This window comes from Halomonas sp. TH-94, assembly GCF_057473365.1.
On the sequence record NZ_JBYCKL010000015.1, the window covers coordinates 1 to 16,255 of the forward strand.

At 61.8% G+C, this 16,255-nt stretch carries 9 protein-coding genes; 4 read left to right on the forward strand and 5 right to left on the reverse strand.

Going from position 1 to position 16,255, the window contains the following annotated elements; translation table 11 throughout:
- Positions 1-26: 26 nt before the first annotated feature.
- Positions 27-6,005, forward strand: coding sequence for a BapA/Bap/LapF family large adhesin (locus AC2VNO_RS02760; protein WP_486932707.1), 5,979 nt, complete (start codon positions 27-29; stop codon positions 6,003-6,005).
- 225 nt (positions 6,006-6,230) lie between these two features.
- Positions 6,231-6,560: a tryptophan synthase subunit beta like protein gene (locus tag AC2VNO_RS02765; protein WP_486932708.1), complete on the forward strand. Its 330-nt coding sequence runs from the start codon at positions 6,231-6,233 to the stop codon at positions 6,558-6,560.
- A gap of 49 nt (positions 6,561-6,609) precedes the next feature.
- Here the strand turns inward: AC2VNO_RS02765 and AC2VNO_RS02770 are convergent, their stop codons facing one another.
- The 5 genes from AC2VNO_RS02770 to AC2VNO_RS02790 all read right to left on the reverse strand — a co-directional run bounded on the left by AC2VNO_RS02770 (position 6,610) and on the right by AC2VNO_RS02790 (position 12,760).
- Positions 6,610-8,535 (reverse strand): bifunctional diguanylate cyclase/phosphodiesterase, encoded by a 1,926-nt coding sequence (locus AC2VNO_RS02770; protein ID WP_486932709.1) that lies wholly within the window; start codon positions 8,533-8,535, stop codon positions 6,610-6,612.
- 85 nt (positions 8,536-8,620) lie between these two features.
- Complete coding sequence (locus tag AC2VNO_RS02775) at positions 8,621-9,343, reverse strand: transglutaminase-like cysteine peptidase (RefSeq protein ID WP_486932710.1); 723 nt, start codon at positions 9,341-9,343, stop codon at positions 8,621-8,623.
- Between the two features lie 98 nt (positions 9,344-9,441).
- Positions 9,442-10,617, reverse strand: coding sequence for a cation diffusion facilitator family transporter (locus AC2VNO_RS02780; protein ID WP_486932711.1), 1,176 nt, complete (start codon positions 10,615-10,617; stop codon positions 9,442-9,444).
- On the reverse strand, positions 10,614-11,804 hold the full coding sequence (locus tag AC2VNO_RS02785) for a 1-acyl-sn-glycerol-3-phosphate acyltransferase (protein ID WP_486932712.1): 1,191 nt from the start codon (positions 11,802-11,804) through the stop codon (positions 10,614-10,616). The genes AC2VNO_RS02780 and AC2VNO_RS02785 overlap by 4 nt, the downstream gene beginning before the upstream one ends.
- A 26-nt stretch (positions 11,805-11,830) precedes the next feature.
- Positions 11,831-12,760 carry a recombination-associated protein RdgC gene (locus AC2VNO_RS02790; RefSeq protein ID WP_486932713.1) on the reverse strand — a complete coding sequence of 310 codons (930 nt, stop codon included), beginning with the start codon at positions 12,758-12,760 and terminating at the stop codon, positions 11,831-11,833.
- Positions 12,761-12,932: 172 nt separating this feature from the next.
- Here AC2VNO_RS02790 and AC2VNO_RS02795 point away from each other — a divergent pair, with 172 nt between their 5' ends.
- Complete coding sequence (locus AC2VNO_RS02795; RefSeq protein WP_486932714.1) at positions 12,933-13,370, forward strand: acyl-CoA thioesterase; 438 nt, start codon at positions 12,933-12,935, stop codon at positions 13,368-13,370.
- 152 nt (positions 13,371-13,522) lie between these two features.
- A complete protein-coding gene (gyrA, locus tag AC2VNO_RS02800) occupies positions 13,523-16,255 on the forward strand; it encodes a DNA gyrase subunit A (RefSeq protein WP_486932715.1) in 2,733 nt (910 codons plus the stop codon).

Genomic DNA, 16,255 nt, shown 5'->3' on the forward strand with positions numbered 1-16,255 from the left:
ACGTCACCGTGACCCAGTCCGCGCCCGTGGATCATCCCGCCCAAGGTGTGGACAGCGTCGGCCTGCCGGCCGGTCTGGTGAGCGTGAGTGCCACGGTCACCGTGACCGACGCCGATGGCGATACCGCAACCGACACCCTGACCGCCGATATGAGCGGGACCATCAGCATCGTCGACGATATGCCCGCCATCGATCCCGTCACTGGCGAGCTGGCCGAGCTGGAAGTCGATGAGAGCGCATTCGGCGAGCCTGCCACGGTCGACTTCTCCGGCGCCTTCAAGGTGGTGTTCGGCGCTGACGGTGAAGGTAGCGTCAGCTATGGTCTCAGCGTTGAGGGGGCAGGCAGCACAGGGCTGACGACGACCGATGGCGGCCATGCCATCACATTGGTAAACGATAACGGCATCATCATCGGCCAAGCCGCCGATGGTCGTGTCGCCTTCACCATCACCGTCAATGCCGCTACCGGTGAAGTGACCCTGACCCAGAATCTGGCGCTGTCCCACCCGGATGGCACCAACCCGGCCGATGTTCTCAACCTGGCCGGCAGCGGGCTCTCGCTCAATGCCACGGTTGTTGATGGCGACGGCGACACGGTTTCCGCCAGCATCGATCTCGGCGGTCAGCTCAGCTTCGTCGACGATGGCCCGCAGGCCAACAACGACCTGGCGCTCGTACAGCTGGGCCGTTTCGAGAAGTCCGGCAATGTCATGGTCAATGATGTGGAAGGTGCTGATGGCGCCGAGGTCACCCACGTACAGTTCGGCAATCAGCTTGTCGAACTGGTGGACGGCAAAGCCACCATTCAAGGTGTGCATGGTGAGCTGACCATCTACTCCAATGGCGACTACACCTACGTCCGTGGCGATACCCCGAACCATCAAGGCCTGTTCCTGGACAAGTTCACCTACACCCTGACCGACGGTGATGGCGACACCGACACGGCCACGCTGAGCGTGAAAGGCTTCGACTCCCCGGTTGGCATCATCAATCTGCCGCCGTTCGGCCAGGGCGCGCACCTGGTCGTCAACGAAGCGAACCTGTCAGACGGCACCAGCCCCAACCATGGCGCCCTGACCCAGGGTGGCAGCTTCCTGGTCAGCGCGGTGGATGGCCTGTCCCAGTTGACCATTGCCATCGGTGAAGGCGACGACCAACTGACACTGAGCGTTACGCGCAACGAGGATGGCAGCTTCAACTATGAAGGCGCCTCCATCGCCGTGCCGAACGGCTACAAGCTCGAAGTCACCGGTATCACGCAGCTGCCGCTGGGCGGCTATCGTGTCAACTACGAGTACACCCTGCAGGGCAACAAGGCCCACACGGGCAGTGAAGACGACGCTCTGGTCCGCGACTTCACCATCACGGTCACGGATCGTGACGGCGACACGGCAAACAGCAGCCTCAAGGTCAAGGTCATCGACGATGCACCGGAGGCCAACCTTGGAGGCGCCCGCGTCGCCATCGAAGGTGGCGAGGCCGTTACCGGCAACTGGAGCACCAAGGCGGGCGCCGATACCGATGGAGCGCAGCAGTTCATCTCCATCAATGGTGGAGCGGAGCAGGCGCTGCAGGTCGGTCACGCATACGAGCTGCCCGAAGGCACGCTGACCTTGAACGATAACGGCACCTGGACCTTCGTGCCGGGTACCAACCTGAACCATAACGTAAAACAGTCGATCAGCTTCGAGCTGATCAAGGTCGATGGCGATGGCGATCGCACCAGTGACACCCATCGCATCAGGATCAAGGACGGCGCCGGCCCGACCCCGGGCGGAGAAGATGGGGTGGGCGGTTCGGTCGATCTGGTGGTTGACGAGCGCGGGCTGCGAGAGGGTGGCAATAGCGAGCAGGCCACGGCCGAGGCCGAGCTGACCTTTACTGCCGGCAGCGATAACATCATCGACTTCGCCTTCGTCAACCCGGGTGCCATCTCCGTCACCGGTCTCGAAGACGGTGTTGAGCTGGTCTGGGAAATAAACGAAGCGGGTGAGCTGATCGGCAAGCTGGGTGGCGAACCGGTGCTCAAGCTGACCCTTAGTGGCGGCGAAATTGCCGCGGGTGACAGCGGTGCGGTGGCAGTCAACGTCGAGCTGATCGGCAATCTGCCGCATCACGTCAATGTCGATGAGCTGACTATCGGCGGCGTTCAGGTCGTAGCCATCGACAGCGACGGTGACGTCTCCGCACCGGGTAGCGTCAGCGTGCGTGTCGATGATGACGTGCCTAGCGTCGATGGCACCAACCCGACCGGCCATGAAGTCGTCATTACCAACCTTGGTAGTGCTCCAGGCGTTGGGTATAACAACAGCTTCGGCTATTTCATCAAGGACGAGAACGGCAATCCCACCATCGGTAAGGTCGTCTGGTCCAACGTCAAGCTCGACGTCGGCGATACCTTCGTGCTGGAAGGCTACGCGCCGGGCGAGGTTGGTTACTTCATCATTCCCAATGGCGCGAACCTGAATCCCGGTCTGACCAATGGTACGGGCATCGCCTTCGAGCAGGTCAATGGTGTCTGGGTGGCAGTTACCTCAGACGGCACCCAACTGGTTGGGCAAGACCCCAACGCCCCAGTGCTCTTCAACGACTCGGCCCTGAACCCGGATGGCAGCTCTCATGTCGAGAACAATGCCGAAGATGGCGATCTCAACTGGGAAGACATTTACGGACCGGGAAGCGATAGGGACTACAACGACGTCAACATCAAGGTCGAATGGAAGCCTGCCAGCCTGACCGTCGACGAGGCGCAACTCGACGTTACCGCGAACTTCGACTTCTCCGGTTACTTCAGCGCCGAGTACGGTGCTGATGGCCTGCTGTCCAGGGAATACACCCTGAGCGTCACTTCCGATGGCACTGACTCGGGATTGGTCGATACCGAAACCGGGCAGGCCGTCCTCGTCAAGGAAGTCGATGGGCAAGTCATCGGCTACGTCACGATCGAAGGTGTGGAAGTCCCCGTCTTCACCCTGAACGTGGAGGCTGGAACCGGCGTCGTGACTCTCGACCAGCTGAGGGCCATTGCCCACCAGGGCGTCGGTCAGACCGGTGCGAGCGATGCCGCCAATATCCTCGCCAACGTCATCTCTCTGACCAAGACCGTGACCGACAGCGATGGCGATGTGGCCAAGGCCTCGATCGATATCGGCAAGGTCATCTATTTCCTTGATGACGGCCCTGTGGCGGTAGCTGATGTCGTTGAACTGGGAGCTGGCCAGTCCATCGAGAACGGCAACGTACTGACCAACGACCAGTTGGGTGCCGACGGTGGCAAGGTAACCGCAGTCAATGGCATCAATGTGCCAGCCGAGGGTACAGTCGACATTCAGGGTCAGTACGGCGTTCTGACCATAGCCGCCGACGGCACCTATTCCTACGTTCGTAATCCCGGTGCCCCCGGCAGCGTATCGGATCTGTTCACGTACACACTGACCGATGGCGACGGCGATAGCGACACTGCCACACTGACTATCGACATCAACGACTCCCCGGTTGCTATCGATAACGGCAAGCCTGCCGGCCAGGACGCGCATCTGGTGTTCAACGAAGCCTATCTGCCAGGTGGGACTCAGGAGGGTGATGTGCTGCTGGTGCAGAGTAGGAGCTTCACCGTCAGCGCGCCGGATGGGGTGCTCAACCTGAGCGTCGGCGGCGAGTTCATCGTGCAGAATGGCGTCGAGCAAGCGTTGCCGACTATCGTCACCGAAAGCGGCAATACCCTTGTCATCACGGGGTTCACTGCAAACGGCAACGGCATCTATATCGTCAATTACGAGTACACCCTCAGCTCTAACAAGGACCATGAGCAGCCGGCCAACGACGAGTCGCTGACCCAGTCGTTCGAGGTCGTGCTTTCCGATACCGATGGCGACACGGCTACAAGCAACCTGCTGATCAAGATCCTGGACGACGTGCCGCAGAGCTTTGCCAACGTCCAGGCAATCCAGGTGCCCGTCAGTGAGCTCGAAGTGGGTGCGTTGAATGCGGGCTGGGATAAGGTCCAGGGAACCTCTGGCTCGGGTCAGATCACGACCAGCAGCAATGCCAGCGGCATTTACATCAATTGGGGCGGCAGTGGTGGCTCCGGCTATGACTTCGTCTATGCGGATGGCCTGACCGGCTCCACTGGGGTGGCGACCGACTCGCTGTTCTCGCTGGGCACCTTCACCCACAACAACTTCGTGCTGCCAAGGGGAGGTAAGACACTCGACACGGCCGAGCTCGAGGTGACGTTCAAGGTGATGATCGATGGCGTGCTGACCGAGGTCACCACTACGATCAAGCTCCAGCATGAGGAGACGCCCAATACTCACCCCACGGCTACGCATCCGGATAACGACGACATCGTCAGGATCGTCAATCCGGAGCAGGAGCAAGTGATCACGGTTGGGGATCGTGAGTACGTCCTCAAGATCAAGGGATTCCTGGATGCCAATGGCAACCTCGTCGATACGGTCTACACCACCGAGACGAAGGCCACCTCGTTCCAGCTCTTCGCCGAAATCGCCTCGACCGACGATCTGCCCAGCGTGGAAGGCAAGGTCGATGCCGACTGGGGCGCCGATGGTGCGGCCGAGGAAGACAGCCTGCTGTGGTCCGATGGCCAAGGCGGTACGCTGGCCAGCGGTACGGTAGAAGGCCAGTTCGGCACCCTGACCGTGAATGCAGACGGCAGCTACACCTACGTGGTCAGCCGTAGTGCGCGCGACGGTATGAAGGCGGGCGACTCCTATCAGGACGAGTTCACCTACTACCTGACCGATGCCGATGGCGACGTGGTGGAATCGAAGCTGACCATCAACCTGGCTGGCGTGCCAAACGGGATCGTCGCCAGCGACAACGTGGCGATTGCCGATGTCTCGCTGATCGATATCACGCCAGCGCCGGTCAATAGCCAGGTAATGGGCAACAAGACGTCGCAGCACAACACCAACGCCTCGCGCACCGACAGCTACAGTGAAACCTTTACTGTTGGCGAAGGCGGTACTGGCCAGTTCAGCTTCCATGCCGGCTTCTCGACGCCGGGTAGCTCCACGGCTGCTTTGACTTGGAGCCTATGGCAGAAGAGCGAAACCGGTCAGTGGGTGAAGCTGACCGATATCGGTGGTAATGCGACTAGTGGCATTAACACCGTTAACGGGCTGGAATCCGGTGAGTATCGAGTCGACTTCTCTGCAACGACTAGCGGCCGCTCTGGATTGTTCATTTACAACTATTCAAGCGTGACGATTAGCAGTGTCAACTTGACCGTTCAACCGGATAGCTACCAGGAAGCCCAGGTAACCGACGTGCAGGGCAACGTCCTGAGCGACCCGGGCATTGATGGCAGCACCGATATTCCGGGCTCCAGCGGTACGCTGCTCAAGGCGCTGGTGGGCAGCGACTATGTCGAAGCCACGCAGAGCGGCCTCGTGATTGCCGGCCAGTACGGTACCTTCACGCTGTTTGCCAACGGGGACTATCGCTACGAGCCGGATGCTGACGTGGCCAATGTCGGCAAGATCGACAGCCTGACCTATCAACTGGTGCATCCGTCCGGTGCCACTGCCGAAGCATCACTTCAGGTAGGAATCACCGGTCCTGGTGTGGACAGCTTCGTCTGGGGCTCCGATGGTGACGACGCCCTTGTCGGTGGCGATGGTAACGACATCATCATCGGTGGGGCGGGCGACGACATCCTGGTGGGCGGCTTGGGTGCAGACACCTTCGTGTGGAACCTGGGCGACGAAGGCGAGGTAGGCAAGGCTGCAGTCGATACGGTCAAGGACTTCTCTCTTGGCGAGGGTGACAGGCTCGATCTCAGCGACCTGCTCAGCGATCACAGCGGTCCTTCCCATCTACGCTTTGAAGCCGATGAAAGCGGTACTACGACGCTTTATATCAGCACACAAGGAAGTTTCGGCAGCGAAGGCACCTATGACAGCACGCTGGCCGATCAGGTGATCGTGTTGGAAAACTTCACTGACCTCGAAGCACTGAAGGCCAGTCTCAATATCGACTGATCTTCCTGCTAGGGGAGCGCCCGGCCATGCCAATGGCCGGGCGTTTTTTTGCTCAGAATCTAGCTTGGCCGTTTCACTAAAATGTTGTAGCGACCGCACTGTGCCTATCCGCTCAGCAAGACGTAGGCGGAAACGGGGGCGGATAGGGTGTCGGGTGGTAGCATAGTCTGGAGACACCAGGCAGGGCGTTTGTTACTCTATGTAAGGTCTTTTAGAGGCATCACCATGTACATCAAGCGCAACGAATCAGGTCAGGTCATACAAGCCAGCCGCGAGGCGACGGAGGAGTGCCGGGAATTCGTGCCGCCCGGCTCGCCTGAGCTGCAGAGCTTCGTCTCGAATGACATCGACGCCGAGAACCTCGCACTGTCGAAGTCCGACCTGGCGTTCGTGCGCGTACTCGAGGACGTGATCAACGTGCTGATGGACAAGGGGGTGCTCAGCTTCACCGACCTGCCTGAGCCGGCTCAGCAGAAGCTGATGGAGCGACAGTCACTGCGTAAGCGCAAGAATAGCGTGGGCCTGATGTCGGATGGCGACAACGACATCATCTAGTTAGGCGGTTGTAAAAGCACGAGACCGGCAAGCTGCCGGCCTCGTTCGATCAATTCACGCCTTCGTCGCTGCCTTCGTGCTGCCGAATCCCCGGCCCCGTTACTCCATCCAGCCCCAGCTCGAACAGCACGCTTGCGGCATCCTGGCTCTCGACGCCCTCGGCGAAGGTAAGAATTCCGAGTGAGTGGGCCAGCGTCGCCATACCCCGCAGCAGGCTCTGCTGATCGCTGCGACTCTCGACCTCCTGACTCAGTGCCGCGTCTATCTTCATGAAGCTGAGGCCCAGGTCCTGTAGCCCTTCGATCTTGCCGAACTGGGTGCCCACGTGCTCGAGGCCGACCTTGCAGCCCAATCCCAGCAGAGCATGGCAGAGCGTCTTGAGCGCCTGGGGCTGCTGTAGCGCCACGGATTGCGGCAATTCGAACCACAGCTTGTCGGCAACGCCCTGATGCGCCTGGATTCGTGAAAGCAGCTCGCCGACGAAGCGGCCGTCGTTCAGCGACTCCGCCGAAAGATTCACCGCAACCGCCTTGCCACTCGATTCGACATCGGCCAGCGCAGCCGACACCACGGCCAGGTCGAGAGTGGGGGCCATCGCCAGGCGCGATACCCATGGCAGGAAGACACCCGCAGGCCGCCATTCACCCTTGAGGCGCAAGCGAGACGGTACCTCGAAGTGGATCAGCCGCCCCTGAGCATCGAGTAGTGGGTAGTGAGCCAGGAAAACCCCTTGCTCGATTGCTCCCGCCAGCGCCTGGCGCCACTCGTCATGGCGGGTATAAAGCACGGTGTTGGCGGGCTGATCGACGATCTGCTGGCCATTCTGGCCGCGCGTTTCCGCTGCGGCCAGGGCACCGTCGAGGCTGGCGAGCAGTTCGGCCTGGCTCTCGCCCTGGCTGTACTGACGTAGCGCCGAGGCCAGCGAAGTATCGACAGACTGCTCTGCGCTGAGCGCCTCGAGATGCTCTTGCAGCGTCTTGCCCAGGCCAGCCAGATCGTGGTGACGCGGCAGGATCATGCCGAAATCGCTGCCGTTCAGCCGACCTACCGTGCCGTGCCCATGGCTGCGGGCCAACTGCTCGAGACGACGCGCCAACTGAGCGAGCAGCGCATCCGTGGCCACATGCCCAAGCTGCTGGTTGAGTTCGGCCAGGTGCGCCACGCGCACCAGGACCAGCGTACCGCTGGCATCGTCCTTCTCGCTCTTGAGGTGAGCTTGAAGTTGATTCATGAATGGAGCCCGGGTGAGCGTGTCGGTCACCGGATCGTGTTGCATGCGACGCCGCAGCTGGTCGAGCTTGTCGCTTTCCTGGCCGAGCATCTGACGTACCGCCTGGGAGAGCTGGTTCATGGCTTGCACCACTTCGCGAAGCTCGCGCGTGCGCGGCTCGTTGGCCACCATGAAGCGGCGTTGACCGATGGCTTGGGCCTGGCTGACCACATTGCGCAGCGGGCGGCGTATGGTCCTGACGATCCAGGCCGCCATGAGCAGGCTGATAGCGCCGGCAACGGCGAACCAGCCTGCCAGTTCCAGGGTGCTGCGCCACAGCGAGCGATAAGCAAAGCTGTGCTGGCTAGCCAGCGTCAGGGTACCGTACTGTTGCCAGCCGTCCTGCACGACGGCAGTGCCGGCAGGCACGTCGAAATTCACCAGCCTGACGAACCAACCCGGCACACCGTCGATATATTCACTGGCAGTGCGCTGCTCAATGATATTGCCCTCGGGATCACGCAGCTCGATATGTTGGTAATGGCCTGTATCGAACTGGGCCGCCAGCAGCAGCTCCAGAATCACCGGATCCTTTTCCATCTGACTCATCGACAGCGCCAGCGCGTTGGCGTTGTCATGGTTCTTGATTTGGATTTCCTGCTCGATGTAATGGCGGCTGCTCGTCACGCCGATGAGCAGGCTGCCCACGAAAGCCAGCAGCAGCAACGCCGCAATCGTCAACCAGAGCTGCTTGATCAGTGACATGTCTTCGTTACCCCCGGGAAAGGACGCCCTTGTACGCCCTGCGGCGCGTTGTGTGTCGCTCTTGTTCTGGATGGTTCGTTCATCGTCATCCCATGAACCCCTGCTGCTCCATACGCTCGATCACGCTGCGCCAACGCGAAAGACGAGCCAAGGGATCGGCCCGCGACTGGGTCGAGGCGCCGGCCCACAGGCCATCGCTGTTGAAACTGAATACCGGATCCAGGTCGGTACGCTGAGTGGCGGGCGTAATGGAAGGCACCAGGTTGTCGAGAATCAACGGTACGGCGGAAGGCGTTTCGTAGTAGCCCAACACCATGTGCGCCTGCACGACCTGACTGCGACCGATGCGTGCACGTACGTAAATCATGCGTAGCCGTGAGCCGGGTACGCCAAGCTCCTTCAGGGTGACGTACTTGGCGATGGAGTAGTCTTCGCAGTCGCCTTGGCGCTTGCCCATGGTTTCGAGAGGAGTGGCCCAGTGATCTTCGGCGCCCCAGTTGTCGATATCGTCGACCCAGCGCACTCGCCGATTGAAGAAATCGTTCACTTCACGCAGTTGGGTGTCGAGATTGGCACTACGCACTCTGTCGAGTAGGGCAAACCACTCCTCGAGAACGCCAAGCCCGGCGCTGCCGTACAGGCGCTGCATACTATCGCGCAAGCGGGCCCGATCGATTCGCGCCTCCAGCGCGCTGGGGGAGAGTCCCCACCCTGCGGCAAGCACAAGCCCCGCCATGCCGGCAATGAAGCGGCGGCGGCTGAGGCTTGGAACAGAGCTTGAGCCATGTCGGGCAGGGCGTTGCGTCATCAGGCGCGCCGAGAAAGCGTGTTAAGGAATGTAAGTCATGGGGCGAGTATAGAGGAGGATGATCCTGATGCGATAGGCATGAGTTTTCTCACTCGTGCCTACCCCTTGCCCGGCCCTTGCCAGACTCTGATCCGGCCCAGCCAGGCTAGCCCCGGCGAGGCGTCGCGCAGGTCGCGTGCGGCATCTTCCAGGCTCTGGCCGGGCGGCAAATGGCGTACGTACACCGAGATGTCGACCTGTTCGGCGAGATAGTGCAGATCGAGGGCGACACGCTCCTGCCAAACGCCGCAGTCCCGCCAGGCTTCGTCGAGCATGCTTTCAACGTCGCGGCGCAGGGGCAGGCCGGGGCGCAGGCTGTGTTCGATCTGGTCGGAATCGTCTTCGGGATCGATGTGGAAGGTCACATCGGCAAGCTCCGGGTAAGCCTCGCGCAGCTGGCGGCTTACGGCATTGCCGATCTCGTGTGCTTCCGAAACGGTCAGCCGTGGCTGGACGACGATGTGCAGGTCGAGAACCACATGGCTGCCCACGGAACGGGTACGCAGGTCGTGTACGCTGTCCACGCCGGGCACCGCTTCGGCGATGGTTTTCATCTGCGCCTGGTCGCTGGAGGGCAGGGCGGTGTCGATCAGCTCGCGGCTCGACTCCCACAGTAGCCGCCAGCCCACTTGGCCCACCATGATACCGACGACGATGGCGGCCACGGCATCGACCCAGCCGGCACCGAACTGTGCTGCCGTCAGGCCGACGATCACCACGCCGGTGGAGAGCGCGTCCGAGCGTGAGTGCCAGGCGTTGGCTTCGAGCAGCCTGGAGCGCACCCGCTTCGCCACGGCCAGGGTGTAGCGGAAGATCCACTCCTTGGCGATCAGCGAGGCCACGGCAACGCCGATGGCCCATATTCCCGGGGCGGGAATCGGCTCGCCCGCCAACAATCGGGCGAGACTGGCCCAGGCGATACCGCCGGCCACGAAGATCAGCACGCTGCCGAGTACCAACGTCGCCAGCGTCTCGATGCGGCCATGGCCGTAGGGGTGATCGCTGTCGGGTGCCTGGCGGCCGAAATGGGTGGCTGCCATGACGAAGCCGTCTGTCACTAGATCCGAAAAGGAGTGGATGCCGTCGGCAATCAGCGCGGCCGAGCCGACCAGCCAGCCGGTAACGATCTTGAGTACGCCGACAAGAAGATCGACGACGGCGCCGATCAGCGTGACCCGATGGGCCTCGCGAGTCTGGGCGCCGCGCTCGTGCGGCGAATGGGGCCGCTCGTTCACTCGTCTCCCAACGTGCGGCCTGCAAGCCGTGCCGCCTTGTTGCGCACCGGGTTGGCATATTGTGCCAGCCACCAGCTGCGCAACTCGGTGGGGACCTCGTTCAAACGGGCCTGAAAGCGTGCCCGGTCCACATCGCTGACTTCGCTCAGGTCCAGCAGCTCCGGCGCGTCGCCAAGGGCTTCCAGCGCCAGATAATGGCTGGGGAAGAGGTGGTAACCGCAGACGACCTGGCGATCGAGCTCCTCGGCTACGGCTTCCGGGGTGTCGAAGCCGGTACCTAACGGCTCGCCGAAGCGCAGCTCCACCCGGCCCTTGTGCCCCGTAATACCGGCAACGATGGATTGGATGTCCTCGAACTCGCTCTTCTCGTAGCGCCCCTGACTATGGATGGCGTGCAGTTCGCGTGCCTTCTGCAGGTCGCAGGGGTCGTACTCGTAGCTGATCGAGACCGGCACCATGCGCAGCTCGGCAATCGCATCGCCGATAGGAGCGCTGCGATCCTCCTGGCGCCTTGCCATGGTCAGCATCTTGACGATGGCCGGATCGGTACGGTCGATACCGTCCTTGGCACGGCCTTCGCGCTGAGCCATCCAGATCGAGTGGTTGTCCTCGGTGATCGAATGGCGAATGTAGCTGGAAAGGTTCTGATAGGCCGCCAGCATGGCCCGCTTGCCGCGCAGCGCACGCGGCACGATGAAGCTCTTGTTGAGCCGCATCAGGTCGGTCACGTAGGGCTTCTTGAGCAGGTTGTCGCCAATGGCGATGCGCACGGTGTCGCGTCCGGCCTGGTGCAGCGCGAAATTGACGAAGGCCGGGTCCAGCGAGATATCGCGATGATTGCCGATGAACAGATAGGCCGTGTCCGGGTTCAGGTTCTCCAGCCCCTCGACGCGAAAATCGTCGGTCGAGGTACGGATCATGCGCGTCATGTAATAGGCCACGCGCATCTGGAAGTCATGTACGCTGGTTACGTCGCGGGTCTCGCGGCGAATGGCATACGATGCCAGGGCACGGGCTAGCCATGGCAGGCTGCGGCTGAGTCGTGGCAGCCGATAGCGAGTCAGGGCGTCGAGCAGCTCACGATTGCCGGCCAGATTCGCCAGTACCGCCGCCACCTCGTCATCCCGGTAGGGTCGTATGTCGGCCCAGGGGTCGGTGGGCGTTACGCCTGCGTGGTCATCTGTCATCGTTCGTTCTTGGTTGCCCGGTTCGATCATGCACTTGCCTGCGCGCTGCCATTGGCTTCGCCGCCCAGCCAATCGATCAATCGTTCGACCTCTTCGGCCAGGGCCTGGGTCATCAGCATGAAGTCGGCTTCCAGGCGTACGATGGCATCGCCATCGTCCTCGGTTTCACTGGCTTCGTCGATGAGTGCGTCACTGAACCGCAGGGATTTGAGCGTCAGGTCGTCATGCAGCACGTAGCCCAGGCGGCCTTCCACTTCAATGGCCAGGCGGCTGGCCTGCTTGCCGGTAGCTAGCAGCTGCTGAATCTCGTCGCTGTCGAGATCCACCTGACGGGCACGCAGCACGCCATCGTCGCCCTTAGCTTTCAGCTCTACCTGGTCGCCAAGCTGCATGGCGGCAGGACGCGACTTTTCATCGGCAAGCCACTGGGTCATGGCACGCATCGGCAGGGTCTGGGTGGCCAGCGGAGTGACCTTGAGGCTACCCAGGGTTTCGCGCAGCAGGTCGAGCACCTCTTCGGCACGCTTACGTGAGCTGCTGTTCACTGCGATCAGTTCGCGCCGGGTGTCCCACCACAGGTCCACCTTCTGGCTACGCACGAAGGCGCGCGGCAACAGTTCCTCGTAGACCTGCTCCTTGATCTCCTGCTTCTCCTGGCGGCGCAGCTTGCGCCCCTCGCGGGCCTCGATCTCGGCGCTACGCTCGTCGACTTCCTCGCGCACCACACCGGCCGGCAACAGTCGCTCATGGCGCAGCATGGTCAGCAGTCGCTGGCCCTGTAGTTCATGCAGCAAGGCCGTGCCGGCGCGCCCGGCAGGCGGGCACCATCCCACACGCCTGGCCTCCTGGCTGCCGGGGGCGCGTGCCGCCTGCTCGGCCAAGGCCTCTTCCAGGTCGGCGGCGGGAATCGTCGCTGACCCGTGCAGGCGGTATAGATGCAAGTGCTTGAACCACATGGCGCATTCCCAGAGCGAAAAGGACGCATATTATGGCGAAGGGGTGGCCTGGGTTCCAGTGGCAAACGCGCTGTGAAATCGCGCCAAATTCAAACTGATGTTTGAATTTGGCCGAGCGGCAGGCCTAGAATCGAGCGGAATCCACCCCGGACGAACGATGGAGAGCATTGCCATGGATAACCGTATTTCCCGCGTCACCTTGCGCGTACGTGGCTATCATCTGGATGGCTACGGCCACGTCAACAATGCCCGCTACCTCGAATTCCTTGAAGAGGGCCGTTGGGGCTACTTCGACGACCGACCGTCGCTTGCCCGGCACTTCGCCTCAGGCAGCCCAGCGCTTGTGGCGGTCAATCTCAACATCAACTACCGCCAGGCGGCAGTGGCCGGCGACGACCTGGAAGTCCTCACTCGTATAGCGGAGCTCGGCAGCCGCAGCGCACGCATGTATCAGGAAATTCGTCGCAGCGGAGATGGCACGCTGATTGCCGACGCCGTACTCACCTTCGTGCTGCTCGATGTGCGCGCCAATCGCTCCATGGCCATCGAAGGCGAAATCCGCCAGGCGCTGGAGCCACTCGTCCTGGCAAAGGAAGAAAAGGAAGAATAAGTACCAACACCATTCGCCTGGCCATGTCCAGGTCTCCTTTGCACTGTCCCGCACGCTGCCTTTGTGTAAACCGGAGTGGTATGATGGCAGGCTGTAATGGCGCATAGCTCTCATGTGCCAACCTGCTTGAAGCGCAAAGGATTCGACGACCCATGGGTGACATCGCCAGAGAGATTCTGCCAGTCAACATCGAGGACGAGCTGAAGCAGTCGTACCTCGACTACGCGATGAGCGTGATCATCGGCCGCGCGCTACCGGACGTGCGCGACGGCCTGAAGCCGGTGCATCGGCGCGTACTGTTCGCCATGCACGAACTCAGCAACGACTGGAACAAGCCTTACAAGAAGTCGGCCCGTGTAGTGGGCGATGTCATCGGTAAATACCACCCCCATGGTGACAGCGCCGTTTACGACACCATCGTGCGCATGGCCCAGCATTTCTCCATGCGTCACGTATTGGTCGACGGTCAGGGCAACTTCGGTTCCATCGACGGCGACAGTGCCGCCGCCATGCGTTACACCGAGGTGCGCATGGCCAAGCTCGCCCACGAGCTGCTGGCCGACCTTGAGAAGGAAACGGTCGATTGGGTCGATAACTACGACGGCACCGAACGCATTCCCGAAGTGCTGCCGACGAAAGTCCCCAACCTGCTGATCAACGGCTCTTCAGGTATTGCCGTAGGCATGGCCACCAACATCCCGCCCCATAACATGGGCGAGGTCATCAATGGCTGTCTGGCGCTGATCGACGACTACACCCTCACCGTCGACGACCTGATGGAATACATCTCGGGCCCCGATTTCCCCACGGCTGGCATCATCAACGGCCGTGCCGGCATTCTCGAGGCCTACCGCACCGGCCGCGGGCGCATCTACGTGCGGGCCCGCCACACCATCGAGCACGACGACAAGAGCGGCCGCGACCACATCATCGTCACCGAGCTGCCGTATCAGGTGAACAAGGCGCGGCTGATCGAGAAGATCGCCGAGCTGGTCAAGGACAAGAAGATCGAAGGCATCGCCGAGCTGCGCGACGAGTCCGACAAGGACGGTCTGCGGGTGGTGATCGAGGTCAAGCGCGGCGAGTCCGGCGAGGTGGTGGTCAACAACCTGTTTGCCCAGACCCAGCTGCAGAACGTCTTCGGCATCAACATGGTGGCAATCGAGGACGGTCAGCCGAAGATCCTCAACCTCAAGGAAATCCTCGAAGCCTTCATTCGCCACCGCCGTGAAGTCGTTACCCGGCGCACCCTGTTCGAATTGAAGAAGGCGCGCGAGCGCGGCCACATCCTCGAAGGTCTGGCCGTGGCCATCTCCAACATCGACGAGGTGATCGAGCTGATCAAGGCGTCGCCGAGTGCTGCCGAAGCGAAGGAGAAGCTGCTCGACAAGGTGTGGCCGCCCGGCCAGGTCACCGCCATGCTGGAGCGCGCCGGGGCTACCTCGTGCAAGCCGGAAGAGCTGGAAGAGGGCTTCGGCCTCAACACCACCGGCACCGAGTATCGCCTGTCGCCGGCCCAGGCCCAGGCCATTCTCGAACTGCGCCTGCATCGCCTCACCGGCCTCGAAACCGAGAAGCTGCTCGACGAATACCTGGGTATTCTGACCCGGATCGCCGAACTGATGGCCATTCTCGCCTCCAGCGAGCGACTGCTCGAGGTCATCCGCGAAGAGCTGATTGCCGTACGTGACCAGTTCGGCGACCCGCGCCGTACCGAAATCCAGGCCAGTCACCTCGATCTTTCCATCGAGGATCTGATCGCCGAAGAGGACATGGTGGTCACGGTCTCGCGTACCGGTTATGCCAAGACCCAGCCGCTCTCCGACTACCAGGCCCAGCGCCGCGGCGGTCGCGGCAAGTCGGCTACCGCCATGAAGGACGAGGACGTCATCGAGCATCTGTTGGTGGCCTCGACCCACGATACCGTGCTGCTGTTCTCCAACAAGGGCAAGGTATATTGGCTGAAGGTCTACGAGATGCCCGCCGCCAGCCGCGGCTCGCGTGGCAAGCCCCTGGTCAACTTGCTCCCGCTGGATGAAGGCGAGGCGATCAACGCCATCCTGCCGGTGAAGGACTACAGCCCAGACTGCTACATCTTCTTCGCTACCGCCAAGGGTACCGTCAAGCGCACCAGCCTCGACCAGTTCTCACGCCCGCGCAGCGTCGGCCTGATCGCTATCGACATCGAAGAAGACGACCGCCTGGTCGGTGCCGCCATCACCTCGGGCAACGACCACGTCATGATGCTCTCGTCCAACGGCAAGGCCATTCGTTTCGAGGAGACCAATGTCCGCGCCATGGGACGTACCGCCCGGGGCGTGCGCGGCATGCGGTTGCTGGAAGGTGCCGAAGTGATCAGCCTGATCATTCCCAAGAGCCAGCAGATCGATGCCGATGCCGACCTCGACACTGAGGCCGAAGAGGGCGTCACGCTGGAGAACGGCAACGGCGGGCAGATTTACATCCTTACCGCCTCCGAGAACGGCTACGGCAAGCGTACTCGCCTCGAAGAGTTCCCGCTGCGCGGGCGTGGCGGTCAAGGCGTTATCGCCATGCAGACCAGCGAGCGAAACGGCTCCCTGGTGGCCGCCATGCAGGTCTACTCGGCCGACGAGATGATGTTGATCACCGACCGCGGTACCCTGGTGCGGACCCGTGTCGACGAAGTCTCGATCACCTCGCGCAACACTCAGGGGGTGATGCTGATTCGCCTGGGCAATGAGGAGAAGCTGGTCAAGACCGTGCGTATCGACGAGCCCGGCGCTGAAGATGAGCCGGAGGACGACGCTCAGGATGAGTCGCTGGATTCGCCGAAAGCCGAGCAGCAGTGTGGGCCGGACACGGACGAGAGCGGCGGCGCAGAAGAGAGTCAGAACGACGAATAG